The organism is Zhenpiania hominis (assembly GCF_014333425.1).
GTDB lineage: Bacteria > Bacillota > Clostridia > Peptostreptococcales > Anaerovoracaceae > Hominibacterium > Hominibacterium hominis.
Map to the genome: position 1 here is coordinate 103,500 of NZ_JACRYT010000006.1, position 21,454 is coordinate 124,953.

General features: G+C 47.0%; 18 protein-coding genes, 2 CRISPR repeat arrays and 1 riboswitch. Of the genes, 15 read left to right on the top strand and 3 right to left on the bottom strand.

Annotation, left to right across the window (positions count from 1 at the left end):
* Positions 1–175 precede the first annotated feature (175 nt).
* A CRISPR array of direct repeats spans positions 176–540; the repeat unit is 30 nt; unit sequence ATTTGAATCTTAGCAGAAGTGGAATTTAAA.
* A gap of 363 nt (positions 541–903) precedes the next feature.
* From H9L42_RS07820 to H9L42_RS07835, 4 genes are all read left to right on the top strand, one after another.
* A complete protein-coding gene (locus H9L42_RS07820) occupies positions 904–2,166 on the top strand; it encodes an ATP-binding protein (RefSeq protein WP_187302838.1) in 1,263 nt (420 codons plus the stop codon).
* Between the two features lie 205 nt (positions 2,167–2,371).
* Positions 2,372–2,864: a CRISPR direct-repeat array (repeat unit 30 nt; unit sequence ATTGAATCCTATCCATATTGGAATTTAAAT).
* Positions 2,865–2,904: 40 nt separating this feature from the next.
* The gene (locus tag H9L42_RS07825) at positions 2,905–5,181 is read left to right on the top strand and encodes a xanthine dehydrogenase family protein molybdopterin-binding subunit (protein WP_207734944.1); all 2,277 of its coding nucleotides are present in this window, start codon (positions 2,905–2,907) and stop codon (positions 5,179–5,181) included.
* A gap of 31 nt (positions 5,182–5,212) precedes the next feature.
* Positions 5,213–5,695: a hypothetical protein gene (locus tag H9L42_RS07830; RefSeq protein WP_187302839.1), complete on the top strand. Its 483-nt coding sequence runs from the start codon at positions 5,213–5,215 to the stop codon at positions 5,693–5,695.
* 13 nt (positions 5,696–5,708) lie between these two features.
* Positions 5,709–6,830: a trigger factor gene (locus tag H9L42_RS07835; RefSeq protein ID WP_187302840.1), complete on the top strand. Its 1,122-nt coding sequence runs from the start codon at positions 5,709–5,711 to the stop codon at positions 6,828–6,830.
* A 92-nt stretch (positions 6,831–6,922) separates the two neighbouring features.
* On the opposite strand, the gene dapA is transcribed toward H9L42_RS07835, so the two are convergent.
* From dapA to H9L42_RS07850, 3 genes are all read right to left on the bottom strand, one after another.
* Positions 6,923–7,807 carry a 4-hydroxy-tetrahydrodipicolinate synthase gene (dapA, locus tag H9L42_RS07840; RefSeq protein WP_187302841.1) on the bottom strand — a complete coding sequence of 295 codons (885 nt, stop codon included), beginning with the start codon at positions 7,805–7,807 and terminating at the stop codon, positions 6,923–6,925.
* A gap of 88 nt (positions 7,808–7,895) precedes the next feature.
* Positions 7,896–8,072: riboswitch (Lysine riboswitch) on the bottom strand.
* A 385-nt stretch (positions 8,073–8,457) separates the two neighbouring features.
* Positions 8,458–9,156 (bottom strand): YczE/YyaS/YitT family protein, encoded by a 699-nt coding sequence (locus H9L42_RS07845; protein ID WP_187302842.1) that lies wholly within the window; start codon positions 9,154–9,156, stop codon positions 8,458–8,460.
* Positions 9,157–9,294: 138 nt separating this feature from the next.
* Entirely contained in the window at positions 9,295–9,603 is a 309-nt protein-coding gene (locus H9L42_RS07850) for a helix-turn-helix domain-containing protein (protein WP_187302843.1), read from the bottom strand.
* A gap of 144 nt (positions 9,604–9,747) precedes the next feature.
* Here H9L42_RS07850 and H9L42_RS07855 point away from each other — a divergent pair, with 144 nt between their 5' ends.
* The 11 genes from H9L42_RS07855 (at position 9,748) to H9L42_RS07905 (ending at position 21,454) form a co-directional block, all read left to right on the top strand.
* A complete protein-coding gene (locus tag H9L42_RS07855; RefSeq protein WP_243235707.1) occupies positions 9,748–10,914 on the top strand; it encodes an MATE family efflux transporter in 1,167 nt (388 codons plus the stop codon).
* Positions 10,915–10,978: 64 nt separating this feature from the next.
* Positions 10,979–11,854, top strand: coding sequence for a DMT family transporter (locus tag H9L42_RS07860; protein ID WP_187302844.1), 876 nt, complete (start codon positions 10,979–10,981; stop codon positions 11,852–11,854).
* 154 nt (positions 11,855–12,008) lie between these two features.
* A complete protein-coding gene (locus H9L42_RS07865; protein ID WP_187302845.1) occupies positions 12,009–13,352 on the top strand; it encodes a hypothetical protein in 1,344 nt (447 codons plus the stop codon).
* On the top strand, positions 13,324–14,223 hold the full coding sequence (locus tag H9L42_RS07870) for an ACP S-malonyltransferase (protein ID WP_187302846.1): 900 nt from the start codon (positions 13,324–13,326) through the stop codon (positions 14,221–14,223). Before H9L42_RS07865 ends, H9L42_RS07870 begins: the two co-directional genes overlap by 29 nt.
* A gap of 4 nt (positions 14,224–14,227) precedes the next feature.
* Complete coding sequence (locus tag H9L42_RS07875) at positions 14,228–16,690, top strand: ABC transporter permease (protein ID WP_187302847.1); 2,463 nt, start codon at positions 14,228–14,230, stop codon at positions 16,688–16,690.
* Positions 16,683–17,378 carry an ABC transporter ATP-binding protein gene (locus H9L42_RS07880; protein ID WP_187302848.1) on the top strand — a complete coding sequence of 232 codons (696 nt, stop codon included), beginning with the start codon at positions 16,683–16,685 and terminating at the stop codon, positions 17,376–17,378. Before H9L42_RS07875 ends, H9L42_RS07880 begins: the two co-directional genes overlap by 8 nt.
* Positions 17,378–19,435, top strand: a complete 2,058-nt coding sequence (locus H9L42_RS07885; RefSeq protein ID WP_187302849.1) for an aldehyde ferredoxin oxidoreductase family protein — start codon at positions 17,378–17,380, stop codon at positions 19,433–19,435. The genes H9L42_RS07880 and H9L42_RS07885 overlap by 1 nt, the downstream gene beginning before the upstream one ends.
* Positions 19,436–19,491: 56 nt before the next feature.
* Positions 19,492–19,803 carry an acyl carrier protein gene (locus H9L42_RS07890; protein WP_187302850.1) on the top strand — a complete coding sequence of 104 codons (312 nt, stop codon included), beginning with the start codon at positions 19,492–19,494 and terminating at the stop codon, positions 19,801–19,803.
* A gap of 2 nt (positions 19,804–19,805) precedes the next feature.
* On the top strand, positions 19,806–20,609 hold the full coding sequence (locus H9L42_RS07895) for an enoyl-CoA hydratase/isomerase family protein (protein ID WP_187302851.1): 804 nt from the start codon (positions 19,806–19,808) through the stop codon (positions 20,607–20,609).
* Positions 20,575–21,075, top strand: coding sequence for a hypothetical protein (locus H9L42_RS07900; RefSeq protein ID WP_187302852.1), 501 nt, complete (start codon positions 20,575–20,577; stop codon positions 21,073–21,075). Before H9L42_RS07895 ends, H9L42_RS07900 begins: the two co-directional genes overlap by 35 nt.
* Complete coding sequence (locus H9L42_RS07905) at positions 21,056–21,454, top strand: acyl-CoA thioesterase (RefSeq protein WP_187302853.1); 399 nt, start codon at positions 21,056–21,058, stop codon at positions 21,452–21,454. Before H9L42_RS07900 ends, H9L42_RS07905 begins: the two co-directional genes overlap by 20 nt.

The following is a 21,454-nucleotide window of genomic DNA, read 5'->3' on the forward strand; positions in this document are numbered from 1 at the left end:
TGTCGACCTTTGATTATGTAAATTTACCGGGAGATCGACAAAGACTGAAGTTTTAGGCTTTATCGGGTTTTTTACAGCCTGGAAACAGAACAAAGAAAGATTTTTTTGATATATGTTCGGGGTAGACAGAAACTGAACTCTGAAGCATGGGAATTAGGCTGTTGAAGAACGGCGGATTTGAATCTTAGCAGAAGTGGAATTTAAAGACCATACAGGCATATATCGAATACTTGTCAGAGCGGATTTGAATCTTAGCAGAAGTGGAATTTAAAGCATGGTTACTCTGAAGATTTCTTCCATCTTACCTTCATTTGAATCTTAGCAGAAGTGGAATTTAAAGTTGGAACGCCTTGATTCTGTGAACTTTTTCCTCTTAATTTGAATCTTAGCAGAAGTGGAATTTAAAGTTATGGATTTTATATCAAGGAAGAAAACGGAAAAAAATTTGAATCTTAGCAGAAGTGGAATTTAAAGTTTTTTCATAGCTCTCTCCGGCCTCAATGGTAGTTGATTTGAATCTTAGCAGAAGTGGAATTTAAAAGAGTATGACTACGAAAAGTATGCTTTAAAAATTGATGATTTGAATCTTAGCAGATTGGAAGCTATTGAAAGACCGTATATGGATGTCGGAACAGCCGCATGAAATAATCTGTACGGTTGCATGTATACAAATTTTGTGTGCACTTATCCATAGTGAACGTTTCAGTTGTCAAACAGGACGTTATTAACCAAATCTAAATTAGCTAGAATGTTTATTATAGAATATTAATCATTCTATGTGAAAAGGCAGTCGGATTTTTATTCGGGAGTTGACATTGGAAGCGACATATGCAAAAATAAAGTTAGGTTTTATTTTTACATATATTATCAATAAGAGGGAACCTTATTTTTAGGAGATATGGGATGTATTATGAAAGAACTTTAGGAACAGTCATAAAACAGACTACCGAGACCTTTCCTGTTGTAATTGTTACAGGTCCGAGGCAAGTGGGGAAAACAACACTTCTTACGAAATTGGCGGAACCAGATCGGAAAGTGGTGTCTTTAGACAATCCAACGATACGTTCTTTTGCTAAAAGCGAGCCAGAGTTGTTTATTCAACGTTACGCACCACCGGTTTTGATTGATGAAATCCAGTATGCACCAGAGCTGTTTGATTATATCAAGATCTATGTAGATCGAGAAAAACATTGCGGAGATTTTTGGCTGACTGGCTCCCAGACCTTTCATATGATGAAATCTGTAACAGAATCCTTGGCAGGGCGGGCAGGTATTATCCGCATGCAGGGGCTTAGTAATGATGAGATCCGGGGCAGGCACTATCCGCCGTTCCAGATAGATATTCCTCTCCTGATGAAGCGGACGAAGGAATTGGAGTCTATGACGTTACCGCAAATTTTTTCCAGGATTTTTAAAGGTTCTATGCCGAGACTGTATGAAAATGAAAATGTAGATCGGGATCAGTATTATGAATCGTATTTGGAAACCTATATCAGCAGAGATATCAAAGATTTAACTCAGATCGCAGATGAAACTGCTTTTTTGAATTTCATGTCAGCGGTTGCGGCAAGAACAGCTACAAATGTAAATTATAATGCATTAGCCAGTGAGATTGGAGTATCTGCACCTACGGCCAAACAATGGCTTTCTGTTTTGAACTCATCAGGAATCATAGCCTTGATTCAGCCGTATTCCAATAATGCGCTCAAACGTGTGATTAAGGCACCGAGAATGTATTTTTTAGATACAGGACTGTGCGCCCATCTTACCAGATGGGGTAGCGGGGAAACTCTGGAATATGGAGCGATGGGAGGGTCTTTTTTTGAAACTTGGGTGGTATCAGAGATTTATAAGAGCTATCTGAACGCAGGAAAGCGACCGCCGCTCTATTACTATCGTGACAGTAATAAAAAGGAGATCGATCTGATTATTTACCAGGATGGAACTGTGACTCCGATTGAAATCAAAAAAAGCGCATCCCCTAAGGATGCAGTAAAAAATTTTTCTGTACTGGCGCCAATTGAGAAGAACGCAGATGAAGACGAACCTTTTGCTGGAGCCGAACAACTGAAGACTAAAATTGGGACAGGCGCTGTTATCTGTATGGCAACAGATTTGATTCCGATCGATAAAAAGAACTGGTACGTTCCGGCATGGCTGATATAAGCATTAAAGAAATAATTCTTATATGTGTTTGTCGACCCTTGATCATGTAAACTTACCGGGAGATCGACAAAGACGGAAATTCTAGGTTATATCGGGATTTTTACAGCCTGGAAACAAAACAAAGAAAGATTTTTTATGATATATGTGTAGGGTAGACAGAAGCTGACCCCCGAAGCGTGGGAATTAGACTGCTGTAGAACGGCGGATTGAATCCTATCCATATTGGAATTTAAATTTCTATAGCAGATGTTCAATCCCTTCCATTCGTGTTGATTGAATCCTATCCATATTGGAATTTAAATCTTGACAGGAAAACGTGATGAGCGCCGTCTGTCCATATTGAATCCTATCCATATTGGAATTTAAATACTAAGCGAATAGGAAGGAGTAAGAAAAATGGGTAGATTGAATCCTATCCATATTGGAATTTAAATTTCAGATTCTATCTTTAACTTATTTAAATTATATCATATTGAATCCTATCCATATTGGAATTTAAATCCCGATAAAATTCCGGCATTTTCGGCGGCTGTAATATTGAATCCTATCCATATTGGAATTTAAATGCCACAAGGACAGTACCTATGCGGAACTTTGCAAATATTGAATCCTATCCATATTGGAATTTAAATGGAAGTGGAGAGTACATTCATTGGCGAGTTGATCATATTGAATCCTATCCATATTGGAATTTAAATCTGTAAAGTTGTAAAAGACAATGAGTCGATCTTCCATTGAATGTATTACTGCAAACTGGTGCACAGTCCTTACGCCCACGCGAATATCGTGAGCATTGATTTTTCAGAAGCCCTGAAGGTACCGGGCGTCAAAGGCGTGCTGACCGGCCAGGACTTTCCGGAAGGACATAATCTGGGAAATCCGGAAGCCTTCAAAGAACTGGCGGATAAAGAGCCTCTGTGCCGCAAGAAAGTGCGCATGGTAGGAGACGAAGTAGCGGCAGTCTGCGCCATCAGTGAGGAAATTGCTACGGAAGCCGCCGCTCTTGTAAAGGTCGAGTACGAGCCGCTGCCGCCAGTACTGGATCCCTTTGAATCCATGGCGCCGGACTCGCCGGCCATTCACTATCCGGACAGCAGCAACCTGTCCATCTTTACCGTGATGAAAGCCGGAGATACGGAAAAAGCCTTCGCGGAAGCCGATTATACGGATCGGCATTACTATCAGACCCAGGAAATGGTTCACGCGGCGATTGAACCCCATGGAGCGGTGGCGAAATATGAAAACGGCGAATGGACCGTCTGGACAACGACCCAGGGCGCCTATGTCAGCCGGTACTGGATCGCCTGGGGCCTGGGCGTGCCGGAAAGTCAGGTGCGGGTCATCAAACCGATGGTCGGCGGCGGTTTTGGCGGAAAACTGGATGTATTCGCCCATGAACTCTGTCCATGCAAATTCGCGCAGATGACGGGCCATCCGGTAAAATGCATCCTCAAGCGGGATGAAGTCTTCCTGTGCACCAGGACCAGACATCCGATTTCCTTTGAAATCGAAAGCGCTTTCACAAAGGAAGGCAAACTGCTGGCAAAGAGGTGTCAGCATATCCTGGACGGAGGCGCGTACGGCGGTTCGGGAATCGCGGCCAACACCCTGTCTCTGATCTGTGCCACCTTCCCCTACAAAGTGGAAAATATCGACATGACCGCAAGGCGTCCGTATACCAATCATCCGGCGTCAGGGGCCATGCGGGGATATTCCGCCTGTCAGGTACATTTTGCTCATGAAATCCACATGGACGAAGTGGCAAATGATCTGCACATTGACCCGCTGCAGCTGCGGCGGCAGAACGGAATCACTCCTTACTACACGGGACCGACAGGACTGGAATTTACATCCTGCCAGTTCGACGAAGCCCTGGTAAAATGCGCGGAAGCCATTGACTGGGAACATCGCGACAAATACCCGATCGGAAGCGGAGAAGCCATCGGACTTTCCGGTTCCGGCTTCATGTCCGGCACTGGATTTCCGGTACTGGTAACACCTCATTACTGCTCGTCCTCTACCATCGTACGGCTCAACCGAGAGGGCTACGCGGTCGTATTCAGCGGCGCCAATGACATCGGCCAGGGATGCGATACCGTGATGACCATGATTGTGGCGGAAGAACTGGGGCTGCGGATGGACGAGGTAAAACTGGTTCAGTCCGATACGACGACGACTCCGTGGGATGCCGGATCCTTCGGTTCCCGTGTTACTTTCCTGGGCGGAAACGCCTGCCGCAGAGCGGTGGGAGACGCCAAGCTGAAACTGCTCTCCCACTGGGCGGAGGAATGGGGCTGCAAGCCTTCGGACATCACTATGAAAGATCACAGAGTTTTCATCAAAGGCGACGCGGAGAAGAACATTTCTTACAACGAAGCGTGCTTTGGCTATGAAGAAAAGAACTTCGGACGCTGCGTAGCGGGTGTCGGTTCCTTTGCACATGAAGGAGACAAAGATATCTATGTAAAGAACGTGGGAAACTACGCGACCGCTTACTCCTTCTCCGCTTCGGCTGCCAAGGTAAAAGTGGATATGGAAACCGGCGCCGTAGAACTGCAGGATTTTGTATTTGGTCACGACTGCGGGCGTCCTTTGAATCTGAGGGCGGTAGAAGGGCAGATTGAAGGATCCGTCCTTCTCGGCTATGGATTTACCTGCTACGAAGAATGTGTCTACAATAAAGAAGGCAAACACATGAACCCGAGCTTCCGCGATTACCGCTTCCCGACTGCGTTGGATATGCCGCATATTAAAACCATTATCTGTAGCGAAGCAGATCCAGAGGGCCCGATGGGAGCCAAGGAAGCAGGGGAAGGAAGTACCGCTCCGGTGGGTTCCGCTATCGGAAACGCCATCAATTACGCGACCGGGCTTACCCTTCGGGAACTTCCAATTACGCCGGAAAAGTTGTGGCGCGCGCTGAAAGAACACGAAAAGACAGGAAAAACCTGCTTTGGAGCGGAAGATCTGCCTGAAAAATTCGCGGCAATGCCGCCTCTTCCGCAGCGCGATTAAAAGAAAAAGCAAATTCCAGGAGGGAGCAAAAATGGAAGACAAAAAACGGGAAGAGCTCATGCGGGAATTGAGCAGCCAGCTCCGCACATGCCTGCCTTTGATTGAAGAGGAGCGACAGGCTTTTATCCGGGCGGAGCATGGGCGGCTGCAGGCAGTTATGGGTAAGGAATACTGGGACAGAGAAAAAGAGGCTCCCGCCTTTTTTCATGGAGAACCCACTGAGGACGCGCAGCTGGAAAGTCTGGTTGAAAGGGATCCTTATGATATCAGCCTGGAAGAGCTGGTACAGCTTTCGGAAATGGAAAAGAGGGTGGAACGTCTGGGTACTTACAGCTATCTGGCGTTTTTCCATATGTATCCGGAGGATAAAGAACGGCTGCGGCTGCTTTTTCACCTTTACCGGCGTCTGACCCATGGAAATGTGTGCGGTTTGCCGGAGATAAAGCAGCTGGAAGAGGGGCACGACTTCTATATCCGGCAGAAGACAGAAAGCGCTGTTCGTGTGATTCGGTAACAAGGAGGTTCTTATGAAAGTAGAAAGCTATGAAAAAAAGGATGGTATCCTGCAGGTAATGTTGTGCGCGGAAGCGGAGGAATTCAGAGAAGCGCGCCGCAGGGCGTATCTGGAACATACGGATCGATATCCGGTACCCGGCTGCGCGGGCGGGCTTGCCTCCCTTACGGATCTGGAAAACGTCTACGGCCCGGCGGTTCTCTACGATGAAGCGCTGGAGCTGGCTGTGCCGGAACTGTTTGGAAATTTGCTGAAAGAAAAAAAGATTCGAATTATGGGAAAGCCGCGGATGGAGCATCTGACCTTTACTCCCGAAGGCGGCGCCCGGTTCCGTGTGAGGGCGGAGCTTTATCCCCAGATTCGGACCGGTGAATATCGGGGCGTAAAAGTTCCGCTGCGGCGCCAGGCGGATGAAGAAGCTTTCGTCGCGGCAGCGGTTGGAATTGCCAGCTCTCAGATAGAAGGGGAGATACCGAAGCATATGGTAGAGCAGAAGCTGGATGCCATGCTGGCGCAGGAAAAGCTCAGAGCAAGCGGGGACGCGATTTACCATGTGCTGGCAGATACGATTGTGATTCTGAAAACCGCTTACCGGGAGGCGGGAGCGGAAAGACCTGTCAGACAGGTGCGAGAGGAAGCGATGGATCTGATGCTGCAGACGGTTTCCGGAGACAATCAGGAAGTAAGCCGGGAATTTTTCTGCGGTCAGATCCGCCATCTGACGGAGCGATATCACAGTCTGCCGGAGGATTACGATAAGATCCTGGATCAGATTATCGAAAAACGAAAAAAAGATAAAGCTTCCATGAAAGCGGAGACTGTAACGGAGGAAGTCTTTCGCGCGTATCTGGGTTCTCTCGGACTGAATGAGGAGGCCTGGCGCAAAGAACGGGAGGGTGAGGCAGTGAAGGAAGTCTGCCGTGACCTGCTGCTGGATAAAGTGGCGGAAGAACAGCAGCTTGCGGTGGCCGGGCAGGAACTGGAGGATGAAATAAGAAAGATTGCGGCTCAGTGCGGTGTGCAGGAAGAACAGGTGCTGGAACAGATTGACACGGAGCCGATCAAATGGCACCTGCTGCGAGAAAAAGCAAAGACCTGGATCGCGGATCACGCGGTTGAGAAAGCCGCGGGATGAGAAAATGAAAAAAGAGCATCCGACAGATCTAATGTCCAATAGATGCGGATGCTCTTTTTTCATAATCTTTATAGCTTTTTATCGGTGTTTCCTTAGATAAGCCCCATAGCTTTCATGTCGCGCTCTATGCGCGCGTCCACCTCTGCGGAAGGCATACAGAGAGGAAGTCTGAAGTACGGCTTACACATGCCCATCTTCACCAGAGCAGCCTTGACCGGTATTGGGTTGACATCAGCGAACATGCTGTCGATGATAGGCTTCATCGTAAGCTGCAGCTCTGCGGCTCTCTTGATGTCACCGGCAAACCAGCTTTTGGTCATTTCTACCGATTCCTCAGGCATGATATTGGCGATTACGGATATGTAGCCGTCGCCGCCCAGAGAAAGAAGCGGAACCACCATGTCGTCGTTGCCGGAATAGATGGCGAAATCGTCGGGAACCAGCCTGCAAATTTCAGCCACCTGTGTAATATCGCCGCTTGCTTCCTTGATGCCTGCGATGTTTGGATGTTTTGCCAGCTCAGCTACGGTCGGCGGAGCGATGTTAACTCCCGTGCGTCCCGGTACCGAGTACAGCAGGCACGGAATGGATACCGCGTCGGCCGTAGCAGTGTAATGCTGAATAAGCCCCTGTTGGGAGCACTTGTTGTAATACGGTGTGACGAGAAGCAGTGCGTCAACGCCGGCATCCTGTATTCTTTTAGCCAGATTGATACCGTGCTGCGTGTCGTTGCTTCCGGCGCCGCCAATAACAGGAACCCTTCCCGCTACCGTATCAACGCAGAATTTTATCGTTGCCACATGCTCATCATCGTTCAGGGTAGACGCTTCGCCGGTAGTGCCGCAGGCGATGATGGCATCTATGCCTTTTTCTATCTGCCAGTTGATAAGCTCTCTGTAAGCGTCAAAATCAACGGAACCGTCTTCGTTAAATGGAGTTGCGATAGCTACTCCGCATCCTCTGAAAACTGCTGTCATTTTTATTTCCTCCTTAAAATTACGCTGAAAAAACCAAGAAAAAAGTTGCATCCTATCGATGCAACGAGAAATGCGAATTTTTTTCTGTTGAACCGATAGCGCCTCTGCTCCGTATCTGTAACGGGCAGGAGTATATAACATGTTATGCCATATCCCAGAAACCCTCCGTGCCCGGAAAGATCCTTCGGCGGTATCTCCTTTCCCCGGTATCATCGGCCGCCGCCTCGCTCCGGGTACTATTATCAACCGCACCTCTATCAACTTTGTATTCAAGTCTACATGGTTTCAGAAGGAATGTCAATATGGTTTTGAAAAGTGGCAGGGAAGACATTCTGATTGTGACCTCCACAATTTTTTAGAGCGACCTCAAACAAAGGGAAGAAAAAAAGAGCACCCGGATGACAAAGTCGCCGGATGCTCTTTTCGCATCACAACCAGATAATATCGTGCAAGTGGATACAAAAGTTTTTCATATGAGAAATCGCGGATTGGAAGTTGAATTGAATTGCGATGGCATGAAAGCCAAAACTTTTGTATCCATTTGAATGGTTTGGTTTGGTTCGGTTTGGGCACTTTTGGCTGTAATGCGTCCTCCATATAGGGTTTATATAAATGTAAAGAGGCAAACAAATTTATTTGCTTCGGAAACCTCAGTCGCTGGCGTCCTGCGCCGCGAAATTCGTAGGAAGTACTTTCGTTTTCTCCCTTTTAGGAAGCTGCCCGGTAATGAGCGGCGTGAACACGCGGCTCAGGGTTCCCACCAAGAGAGCTGCCAGCACCGTTCCTTCACGGATGCCTTCAATCCCGCCAATCAGAACAAAGGAGCACACAATGCTCAGGGTAACCAGCGTAACATCCAGGCCTACTTTAATTTTTCCGAAGTTTTTCTCTGTTACCATTACAATGGCTTTTACAAGTCCGTCTACGGACAGCATAATCGTGTTTGCCGAAACCTCGATACTGAGTCCCGCCGCAACCAGAACAATCCCCGCTGCCAGGCAGGCAAGCTGCATCCCGTAGTTTGCGGGCTCAAACCAGGAAAGCAGGTAATTGGAAAAGTCCGTCATCCAACCAAAGATAACCGCGGCCGGAAGCTGAAGCACCCAAGCTTTCGGAAACCGTTTTCGAAGCAGCGCCAGCTGAATCAGAAAACAGGTGATATTCAGAAGCATCATAAACGTTCCCATACTCGGCGCGAATCCGAGACTTAATGTATAAGGCAGACTCGCCAGCGGGGTTGTCCCGAGACCGGAACTGGTAGAAAAGGCAATTCCGAGGGAAATTGTAAAGATACCGACGAGAAATAAAAAATAACGAAATACAATGTCACGTAAATGTTGCTTTGTCATAAATCCTCCATTTCTTTCATGTCGATGAGAATTATATCACATAAATAAGAAAAAGTCTATAATTTAAGAAAAAATTCTTAAAGATAGAATGAAAATTCCATAAAAAGGAATGGAGGTCATATGGAATTGGCTCTACGGTCAGCGTTTTTGCGCGGATCTTATAGAGCGTCGATACTGACTGGGGGACATGCCGCAGTTTTCTTTAAAGATTTTCCCGAAATAACTGGTGCTGTTGAACCCACAGGAAAAACAAATCTCCGAAATGCTTTTTTCAGTATTGGATAGATGGTAAGCAGCCTGCGCCAGTCGATATTCGGTAAGATATTCCACAGGCGTTTTGCCGATAATTTTTTTGAAAATGCGAAAACATTCGCTGCGTCCGATGCTGGCGCTTTCCGCGATTTGTTCCAACAGATCGTGGTTAACAGGCACAATCTTGTTTCCCATAAAGATCCCTCCCTGCTTATAAATTTTAAATGGATTTGGGACGATTCTTATATAAATACGGACAATTCTGCCTGTACAAAATAGCAGGCAGCTTCTATTATTATAGAGTGCGTACAAAATAAAAGTCAACCGGGGAGGACGGAAATGAGCAGAGTAAAAGACATGACATCGGGAAAGCCCGCTAAACTGTTGCTGTTATTCTCGTTTCCATTGATTTTGGGAAATCTGGGACAACAGCTCTATATGATTGTGGACGCGATCATCGTCGGCCAGGGCGTTGGCGTGGAAGGATTGGCCGCGGTAGGAGCGACCGACTGGACCTACTGGCTGGCCCTTTGGGTGATTCAGGGGACAACGCAGGGGTTTGGAATTCTGATTGCTCAGTATTTTGGAGAAGGCAGCCGGGAAAAGATGCGAAAAGCGATTGCGATGTCGATTGGTCTGTGCGCCGGAACCGGAGTCCTTCTGACCGGAATCTGCCTGCTGATTGCAAGACCTATGCTCCGCCTTCTTCAGACACCGGAAAATATATTCAACGGAGCGGCAGCCGCAACTGTAATCGCGCAGTTCATCGCGTTCCTGTACTGCTTTACGGTGCTTCGCAGGATGGAACTGGTAAAGCTGCAGAGAAAAGACTGGCATGTGGATCGGATGATGATAAAGCGTTTGTTTTCTCTGGCGCTGCCTCTTGTGCTCCAAAGCATTCTGATCGCGGCAGGCGGTATGGTACTCCAGTCTGCGATTAATCGACAGGGGTTCCTTTTTCTGGCAGGCTTTACAGCTACCAATAAAGTATATGGGTTGCTGGAAAGCTCCGCTATTTCACTGGGCTATGCCATGACCACCTATGTGGCGCAGAATTATGGAGCAGGACTTCAGCAGAGAATCCGCCAGGGAGTGAAAAGCGGCGTTGGCATTGCTGTTTTATTTTCCGTCGGTGTCACCATATTGATGATTTTAGGCGGGAAACCAATTTTGTCCCTTTTTATCGACACCTCCAGTTCTAACGCGCCAAAGGTCCTTGAAATCGCATATCAGTATCTGTTCATTATGAGCTGTCTGCTTTGCGCCCTTTATCTGCTGTATGTATTCCGCAGTACTCTGCAGGGTATGGGCAATACGATTATTCCCATGCTGTCCGGTCTTATGGAATTTTTGGCACGGGTCTGCGCGGCGTTGATAGGGGCACGGATCTGGGGTGAAACGGTCCTGTTCTTCGCGGAACCGGGAGCCTGGATCGCGGCCGCTGTTCTCCTGGTCTTTGGATGTATATGGAAATTTAGGAAAGAATCGCGAACTTTTTCAGATTAAGTGGTACAATAGATCCGGATCAAAATGAATTTTGGCAAAAATAGACGAAAGGTGACAGTATTTTATGCAGCATAAGCTATCCGGCGGACATCTTGCCGCGCTCCTGACCATCCTCATATGGGGCAACACTTTTATTTCGACCAAATTACTGCTAGAGGACTTTCAGCCTGTGGAAATCCTGTTTTTTCGATTTCTGGTGGGATTCGCGGCTTTGTGGGCGGTTTATCCCCGCATGCTGAAACTCAGGGAACTCCGGCAGGAATTTGTATTCATGGCAGCGGGATTTCTGGGTGTCTGTCTGTATTATCTTCTGGAAAACATTGCCCTTACTTATACGCTGGCGTCCAACGTGAGCGTGATTCTGTCCGTAGCACCCCTTTTTACCGCTATCCTGGCGCGGCTGCTTTTAAAAGGGGAGGAGAAGAAGCTGTCCGCGAAATTTTTCCTGGGATTTCTTCTTGCCCTTATGGGGATCTGCATGATCAGTTTTAATGGGAGCGAACTGGCGCTGAATCCCGCGGGAGATATTCTCGCGGTTCTGGCGGCCGCTGTATGGGCCGGCTACTCCCTTCTGACAAAGAAAATCGGAAGCTTCGGCTATCCGGTAATCGCGGCTACAAGAAGAACCTTTTTTTACGGCCTGCTCTTTATGATACCGGCGCTGTTTGTTTTCGGCTTTCAGCCGGATATTTCCGATCTGGCGAAACCGGCGAATTTGTTTAACTTTCTTTATCTGGGGCTGGGAGCGTCGGCTCTGTGTTTTGTCACCTGGAATTTTGCGGTAAAGCAGATCGGCGCGATCCGGACCAGCATTTATATTTACATGGTTCCGGTTATTACCGTTGTAAGTTCCGCTCTTATTTTAAAGGAGCCGGTGACCGCGCTGGCTGCGGCGGGGACGGTTCTGACCCTGGGCGGATCGGTTTTATCGGAGCGGTAGCCTGTATCGTCGGTTCTTTGATTTTCAACTATTTTAGACGTTTAACTCAAATTTAACAGTCTGTTTTAACATCCTTTTAATGACACTCCTGTTCCCTTCTGATAAGATGCTTCTGGAAATTGAAGTTCAGAACGTAAGGACAGGAGTGATTCATATGATTACGTATGCGCAGGAATCCTTTTACTGTGAAATGAACAAACAGGCATGCAGCTATACGATGTATTTTCCCATGCTGTTCGATCATACTTTTCAGCTGGAACGTTTCAAAAAAGCAGCAGACTATCTTTTTCAAAATGTTCCGCATCTGGCAAGAAAAAGTGTCTCCGGATTTTGGCGGGCACGCTGGGTGGAACTGGAAGGCTTCGACAGTGAGCAGCTTTTTTCGTGCTATCGATTTAGCGATGGAATGTTAGAAAGCGAAGAAGAATTTTACAGGGAAGCGCTTAAAGCTTTCCAGAACCTTGAAGATACCCGGATTGATATGGAAACGGAAGCGCAGCTGAAATTTAAAGTGTTCGCAGATGAGAAACAGAGATGGACACTGGTGGTTCTGTGCATTCATCACTCGATTGCGGATGGAAGAGGGAGTATGCAGATTATTGATGTACTCAGCAGAGCCTATGAATCGGCGGGCGGACAGGAAAAGCTGCCGAAGCTTGAGAATTACAGAAAAGTTCCGGTTCACGCGTTAAAAGATGGATTTTTTACCATTCTGAAAAGGACGTTTCGCCAGGAGAAAGAGATGCAGAAACACTGCAAGGAGCTGTTTCCAACGGATCTCAGGGAAGAGCCGAGAAGGGAAAACTTTGAAGTCGTGCGCCTTACAAAGGGGGAACTGGAGGAACTGAAAGAACAGTATCGCCCCTGGAACTATTCTACAAATGATATTTTAGTCTACAAACTGCTGAAAGTCAGTTCAAGGCTTGGAAGCGGGGAGCCGGATGAACACGCTGTTCTGAATATCGGTATCGCGATTGATCACAGAAAAGATATCAGGCGGCAGATTCTTTCCATCACCAATTACGCGAGCATGTGTCCTTTCTATATGAATGAGTCTGATATTCAGGATTTGTATAAAGTCAAAAAACAGCTGCAGCATTTTAAGCAGAATGCGGCAGGCGTGAGCTTTTCAAAAGAATTTCTTCTTCTGGGAATGGTTCCTTTCGCGGTTCAGAAAAAAATTTTTAAGGGGGATGTCTCTAACACCATTCGGGCTATGTCCTGCAGGGGAATACAGACAACGAATATCGGAGAAATCACCCGCCATATTGGAGACTTTGGCAGCTCGCTAAGGCATGTGGAATTTATAGGACCGGCAGGGAAGTTCGGAATGCCGATTATTTCCATTTCATCCTATCAAGGCGAGCTGGCGATTTATTTCCGAAGAACCAATGATACCACAGGAATCTGCCGCAAGGTGCGCGAAATGTTTGAGGAAGAATTAGAAACAGGAAAGGGGACGAGAGACTATGTACAGGAACTTGGTTCTGCTATTTGACGGGATCGGAGAAGTGATAGGGGAAAAGACCCTGGGAAAAGATCCGGTAATTACAGAGCGATATCTGCGTATGCGAAAACACTTTCAGGAAGTTATAGAAAAAGAGCTGAATGAATTCCCGCGGCGGAGTGAAGAGGAAGAAAATCATGTGAAAGAATGGATTGATAAGTATCTTTACGATTGCTGCATGTATGAGCGATGGAAGCCATATATGGAGGTGGAGGCTGCCGTTCCTTACAGCATCGGACTGATTACCGCGCTCGCGTGTCTTCAGGGAATCCGGATTGAAGATGGAATCCGCCTGATTGTCAGTTCTTATTTTTATTCCAAGGGGAAAGGTGAAAAAGAAATGATGCTGATGATGGTAGCGGGATTTGAAAAGAGGGAGATTGCCGCGATGATTGAACAGGCGAGGGAGACCGGAAATGTGTTTCAGGCTGCGGAACTGGGAGATATCTATATGCTGCTGTCCGGATTAAAAGACAGTATGGAAAAACTTTATCCGGTGTTTATCGAAAACGGGGCGATGAAAACGGCGAAACTTCCCGCTCCGGTAGCTTATCATACGCCGCTGGCAAAAAAGCATATTCAGGAATTTGAATCCTGTGTACGGGATATTGAGGTGAAGGATATCCGCATTCCAATTTGTTCTATGTATTCCAATCAGATGCTCTGCCGGAAGGAGCAGCTTCAGCGGGAACTGGTGATTAATTTGTACCGGAAAATGAATGCGGCAGGCTGTATTGAGGCGATTATGCAAAAAAGGGAACGGATTTTCTTCGAAATCGGCGCGGGAAAATCGCTGTATAAAATTTACAGGAGTATCAACGGGGAAATCAACATACTGAAAAATCTGAGAGAAGGGAATTAGGGGGATGCGCATTTTAACCAAGTATCTGCTATCAACATTTCTGGAGAATTTCGGCAAACAATTTCTGATGTTTTTATCGATTGTCATCAGCACAGCACTTTTGATCAGCAGCCTGGCGGTGGTGGATCTTCTGACCGGCATTTATATGGAAAAATCGGTAAAACAGTATGGAGACTATAATATACAGATCAGTCAGGAACAAGGGAAAGTCTGGAATCTGGAAGATGTGGAAGAACTGAAAAACATCAGGCGCCTGTCCATGCTGACCGCCTTCGGAAGAGTATCTGATTATGAAAACCGGGACGTTCAGATTATCGGCGCGGAAGAAGATGAGCTTCAGGAATTTTCCCCTATGAAAGCCATCGAACAAAGCGGGGCGGCATTTCAGGGGAAAACCGCGATTATTTCGGAAAAGACAAAGGAAAATCTGGACGTGGAACTGGGTGACAGCCTGAACCTTTCGTTTGAAGGAAAGGAAGAAACCTACCGGATTATTGGTGTTTATGAGACCGAGTCCCTTTTTCAGGGGGATATGGAAGAACGGTTTTCCGTTGTCATACCTCAGGAGAATCTGGCAGCCTATGAAAAAGGAAAAACAAACTGTACGAGTGTGTATGCCTGTGTGGAAGAGGAACAATCGGACGCGTGGGCGGAATCCTTTAACAAAGCCCATAAAGAACAGTCTGTTATCTGCGCCAAAACCTATGATCAGGATGTAATTAAGAGTCAGTTTGAATGGATTCAACTGCCGATGCTTTTCATGCTTCTGATTACCCTGATTATGTCAGCCTTTATTATCTCCTGCACCTTCAGGCTGATTATCGGACAGCGTCTTCCAGTGCTGGGAACGTTCTTCAGTCAGGGGGCGTCTTCCGGGCAGATTTACGGCCTGTTCCTTATGGAAGGTCTTCTGTACGGAGTTGCGGGCGGACTGGCGGGATGCCTGGCCGGAAATTATCTGACCCGTTTTATTGCCAACTATTCGGTACATAGCCTGCGGTTTTCCGCATATGAAGACTGCCAGGTTCCGGGAAGTTATTTTCTGGCAGGATTTCTGTTTTCCATCCTGTTCTCCGCGGCGATGGTCATCATTCCCGTCCATTCTATAAAGAAAATTCCGTTAAAAGAGATTATCCTGAATATGATGGAACAGAAAAAGCAGCGGCGGCGCGGACCATTGATCTGCGGTCTGTGTTTCCTGGCGGCAGCGGCAGTGATGGCGCTGATTGCGGAGCCGACAAATTATGTGCTGTCCATGCCATGCATCTCCTTTTTCCTGATTGGAGCGGTCGTTCTGATCGGATATGCGGCTTATGCTGTCTGCAGACCGGCAGCGGCCTTTTTCCGGGGAAAATCCGCGGTCGGAATGCTGGCGTTTAATAATGTGGGAACCTCAGGAATTTTAAAAAATAACATCACCTTAATTACCGTCTGTATCACAGCAGTTCTGATTATCTCCGCTCTCAGCGCTTCCATTACAGAAGCCATCAACGGCAGCTACGCAAAGATGAATTTCGATATCTGCGTTACCGTTTCACAGGCTGAAAGTGAAGAAGCGGGAAGCGCGGTTTATGAAAATTTTGATCCCGATTCTGTCATTGAAATCGGAACGATTTCCACCCGGTTTGATGGCGATCCGCTGAAGCCGATGTACCTTTTCTATGTGGATCCGGAAGAATACCGGGACTTTGAAAACTATATGTCCTACGAAGATAAAGAAGCGCAGCTGAGGAAGCTGGATGGACAGAAAAACGGGATCATCGTTTCCCAGAGGATTGCCAGAACCTACGGGATCGAAGCCGGCGATACCATCTCCGTTGAATCCGATGGTGAGGAATATCAGCTGAATGTACTGTCGATTCTCGATGCGCGAATGTACTCAAGCGGCAACTATAATCTCATCACCAGGGAGACAGCCGCGGAGCTTTTCGGTTTTGAGTACCCTTCACAATATTATATCCGCACAGAGATTCCAAAAGAAGACGTGAAACAGGAACTGAGCGGGTATGGCGCGGAAATCACGGACAAACAGGATCAGGTGGACGCGGCGGAAGAAGAAATGCGGCAGTTTACGGATATTTTGTCAGTCTTTTCCTACGTGATAATGATAATGGGCGCTTTGGCTGTAATCAGTAATGTGACAATCAGTTTTCTGCAGAGAAAAAAGGATATGGCGGTTATGACGTCCATCGGAATCAGCCCGCCGCAGAAAACGGGGATGCTTCTGCTGGAATCACTGACGGTCGCGGTGGCGGGGATTGTGTTTGGAGTGATATCCGGAGGGATTTCTTTATATCTTCTGGGAGATGTATTCACGCTTCTGATGCTGGATCTGAACCTCGGATATGACGGCGCGGTGCTGGGAGTCATCAGTCTGGCAACTGTACTGATTGTTATGCTGACCGCAGTTCCGGTTGTTATAAAATGCGAAAAACTGGACATTGTGAAGGAGTTGAAATATGAATAAAGTGATTGACGCAAAAGGAATCTGCAAGGAGTTTATAATTGGGAAATCGAGAGAGCAGGTGCTGAAGCAGATCAGCTTTCAGGTGAGGCAGGGAGAATTCCTTTCTGTTATGGGGCCTTCCGGCTGTGGAAAATCAACGCTCCTGTATATTCTGGGCGGGCTGGATCTTCCGACAGGCGGCGAAGTATACAGCTTCGGGCGTTCTTATAAGGACATGAGCGAAAAAGAAAAAAGCAAAATGAGGAGAACGAAGATCGGGTTTGTATTCCAGTTTTATAATCTGGTTCCCAATCTGAATGTAGAAGATAATATTCTGCTGCCGATCCTGCTGGATGGAAAAAAAATAAAAGACTATGAGAATCCTCTTTCGGAAATTCTGGAAATTACAGGACTTACGGAACGAAGGAAATTCAAACCCAGGGAACTTTCCGGAGGGCAGCAGCAGAGAGTCGCGATTGCCAGAGCGCTGCTCTTCGGCCCGGAACTGATTCTGGCTGATGAGCCCATCGGAAATCTGGACTCCAAATCAGGAATCGAGATTATGGAACTGTTTAAAAAGATCAACCGTGAAATGGGAAAAACCATCATTCAGGTAACGCACTCCGAAGAGGCGGCTCTTTACGGAACCAGGCTGATACGGATGAAAGACGGCGTTATTAAGGAAGATAAGAGGATCGAGCAGAAATAATGGAAGAACAAATTGTGTATGTGAACCTGAAACAGGGTGATATTGCAAGAAGGGTGATTACACCGCAGATGCGAAAGCGGTTTATCGGGGCAATCGGGATTAATGTGATGATTCTGATGGAAGAACAAGCGCACAGGTATGATGCGCTGTCCGAAAAAAATGTCCTGATTTTCGGAATCGGACCTATCACGGGGACCGGACTGATGGCAGGCAACCGATGTGTGATTACAGCCAGGAGCCCGATTACAGATATTTATGGAGACTCTAATATTGGGGGAGACTTTCCTGTAAAAATGCGCTCACTGGGAATCCATCATCTGGTCTTCCGTGGAAAAGCAGAGACTCCTCAGTACCTCTTGTGCAGCGCGGACGGACAAATCCGGCTCTGCGCCGCGGAGGATCTCTGGGGAAAATCTACAGATGAGGTCACGGATATTCTGATAAAGCGCCACGGAAATGACTGTGATGTGGCCTGTATTGGAAAAGCCGGCGAAGAGCTGGTGCGGTATTCCAGTATCATTATGTCCAAAAACCATGCGGCAGGCAGAATGGGTACCGGCTGCGTGATGGGAAGTAAAAATCTGAAAGCAATTGTTGTGCAGGGACGAAAAAGCACGGTGGAGTACCGTGATCCGCAGGCATTACAGAAGATTAAGGAAAAATGGATCGATGGAGCGAAAAAATCCGCCATTTCCCATATGGGCGCAAGATACGGAACTTTATTCCTCCTGGAAGCCAATAATCGGAGCGGCGGGCTGCCGGTCAGAAATTTTCAGGCAGGAAAAGATCCGAAGGCAGAAGCGCTGTATCCGGTGGTATTTAACCGTGACTATAAAATCAAAAAAGAAGCCTGCTATGCATGCCCCATCGGATGCTCAAAAAAGTATCAGGTAAAAGATGGAAAATATAAGGGGCTTACCGGTTCGAGGATTGAGTTCGGGGCGGCGTCCATAGGTCCTATGACAGGCGTCTTTGACTGGCCGGGGGTGCTGCATATGAAGCTGCTGTGCGACCGTTATGGAATTGATACCATTGAAGCGGGGGCGGTGATCGCGCTGGCGATGGAAGGCTGCGAACGGGGAATTCTGAAAAAGGAGCAGCTTTTTGGAAGGAATGTGAAGTTCGGCAGTGTAGAGGACGCGGAATACCTGATGGAAAGGATCGTCAGAAGAGAAGGAATTGGAGATCTGCTCGCGGAAGGTGTATACAGGGCGGGGAAAGCACTGGGACTTGAAGATTATGTATTCTGCATCAATAAATCTTACACCGGACTGCAGTCAAACGCAAGACTGGTCCGTTCACTGGGATATATCACATCTACAAGAGGCGGCGATCATCTGAAAAGCTTTGCCTTTTCCATGCAGAATGGAGGCTACTATATCGCGCGCCATCTCTTTCATATAAAAAACGCCAGAAAGGAACTGGCAAATCCGGTTAATATCGGAAGAATTCTATGGTGGCATGAAAACTACAAAATTGTTGTGGACTGTATCGGAGTCTGCCTGTTCGCGATTCAGGGGCTGCCGTCTCTGGGGATCGGGATGTTTGATGATTTCGCGGATATTATGAACGCGATATATGGACTGGATATGAGTCCGGAAGATGTGTTCCACGCCGCGGAACGGATTTATCAGCTGGAGAATGTGTTCAACGTAGCCTGCGGGCTGAAGCTGGAACACTATATCTGGCCCAGACGAAAACAGGAAGAGCCTGTCAGACAGGAATTCTTAGAGAGGACTGTACTGACCGAAAAAGATCGGGATCAGCCGGGGATGCTGCCGGAATATTTCCGGTACCGGGGGTTGACAGAGAAGGGAAGACCTGTAAAGAAAAGGCTGGAAGAACTGGATATTCTGGATTTGTGCGAGGGGTATCCCTGTGAAGAGGCAGAAGCCGAATCTATGGCGGAACTGCTGCGGAATGTGGCCCTTGTAATTCACTATACATGGAAAGACAGACTTCATGTAAATCTGTCCTGCTTTCTCATGGATCGGATGCTGGAATTAAAAGACAGGACGCAGCTCCGAAAATTGGAAAAGCGACAATACTCGTCATAATATAATGGGTTCATTATATTATATATAAATTTTATCAACCTGAAATGGAGGAAAAAATGAGAGAATTAACAGCGGAAGTAAAAGAGGCAATGAAGAAGGAAGTGTATGATTTTTTTGCGGAGGAGAGTGACCGACCGGCAGAGGAAATTACAGACAGTCTTTCTGTCATGGAAGATCTGGACGGAGATTCTCTGATGTTTGTAGAACTGGTGGAAATGCTGAAGGGACAGTATAATCTGGATATTCAGCTGCAGACAGTCGGCAAATATCTGTTAAAACATCCTGCGGATACAGTGGGCGAAGTAATCGAAACGCTATACCTGGTGTATCAGTATGAAAACGGTATTGTGGAACTGGAGAGGGAGTAGGAATGACAGCTGTCGTGTTTCAAAACGCACTTACAACGATTGCGGTTAAACATCATATCGGTATTCTGACGATCAAAAACGGAAAACAGAACCTGATTGCCGACCCGGTGTTTATCCGGAAAGAAGAGCTGGAAGAGGTGATCCGTGCATGTGAACTGAAGGCTCTGATTCTGACCGGCCATGGAAAAAATTTTTCTTCAGGAGCGGATTCAGAACGGTTCGGAGACTACAAAGAACAGACGGAAGCGTTTAAAGAAAAACTCAACGAAGGAAAACGGGTGTTGGACTATATTGAGCAGCTTCCGATTCTGACCGTGGCTCTTACAAACGGAGCATGTTTTGGAGCAGGATTTGAAATCGCCCTCAGCTGCCAGTTTCGGATTGGCTGCAAAAATACGTATTTCTCATTTCCGGAGCGTAATCTCGGATTACTTCCGGGAATGGGAGGCACTGTGAGGCTGCCCCGCCTGATTGGGAGATCAAGAGCCATGGAACTTATTTTATCCGGAAATCTGATTAATGCGCAGCAGGCGCTTGAGTGGGGAATCCTCAACGAAATTGTACCCAAAAAAGAACGGATGGACGCGGCGGTGAAGTGGGTGGAAGCTCTTCTGGAGGGAACCTCGCACAAGCAGCGGGCAGAAATCATCCGCGCCGTAAATATGGCGCAGAACGCGGACATACAGCAGCTTTATCAGGCGGAAACGGAAACGTTTGTCAATCTGCTTTCCGACCGTTTTCGGCATAAGGAGCTGCAAAGAGAAAAGAAACATGAAGTGGAAAAACGAAGAAAAAGTAAACATTAACGCGGTTTTCCGCATTGAGAAAAAATATGCGGATCTGGAGCAGGTGTTTCAGCAGGTCTATGATACAGACTGCTATACCAGATGGTTTAACTGGAAACCCTTTGTCTGGCTGTCTTTTGATCAGAAATATCTGGAAGAAGGCTGCAAAGGAATCATTCGCTTTACGATTCCGCCTTTCCGTTATGAGCTGACAGTGACAAGAGTGGAAAAAAACCGAATAATTGAATTCCAGTCAGACGGCAGGCTGTTTGGCGGAACCGCCAGAATGGAGTTTTATGAAAAGGACGGGAATATCTATTACGAAGATCCTCATATTCTGTTCGGGAAGAACCGGCTGATTCACAAGTACTACTGCTGGTTTCTGGCAGGAAAACATGTACCGTATATGGAATCCCGATTTCAGATATTGCGGAAATTTCTCTTAAATCAGCAGAAGGACATTTCAAATGATGAAAACAAGATTTGAATTTAATGTCAGAGGTTATGAACTGGACTCTTTTGGACATGTAAACAATGCGGTCTATCTGAATTATCTGGAACAGGCCAGATGGGAGATGTTCCTGGAAAATGAAGAATGGGGCGCATTTTTAAAGAAAAATGAAGTGTTTCCGGCGGTAATTGAAAACCGTATCCGTTATCTGCGGGAACTGACGCCTTTCGCAAAAGCCTACGCGGAGACCCTATGGAAGCGCAGGGGCGCCTACCTGATCGCGCACCATAAGATTTACAATCAAGAGACACAGAAGCTCAGCGCGGTTGCGGAATGCAGGATGCTGCTTCTTTCCAGGGAACGGATCATCTATGAACCGCCGGAATCCATGAAAAATATGCTGGAGGAAGAATAG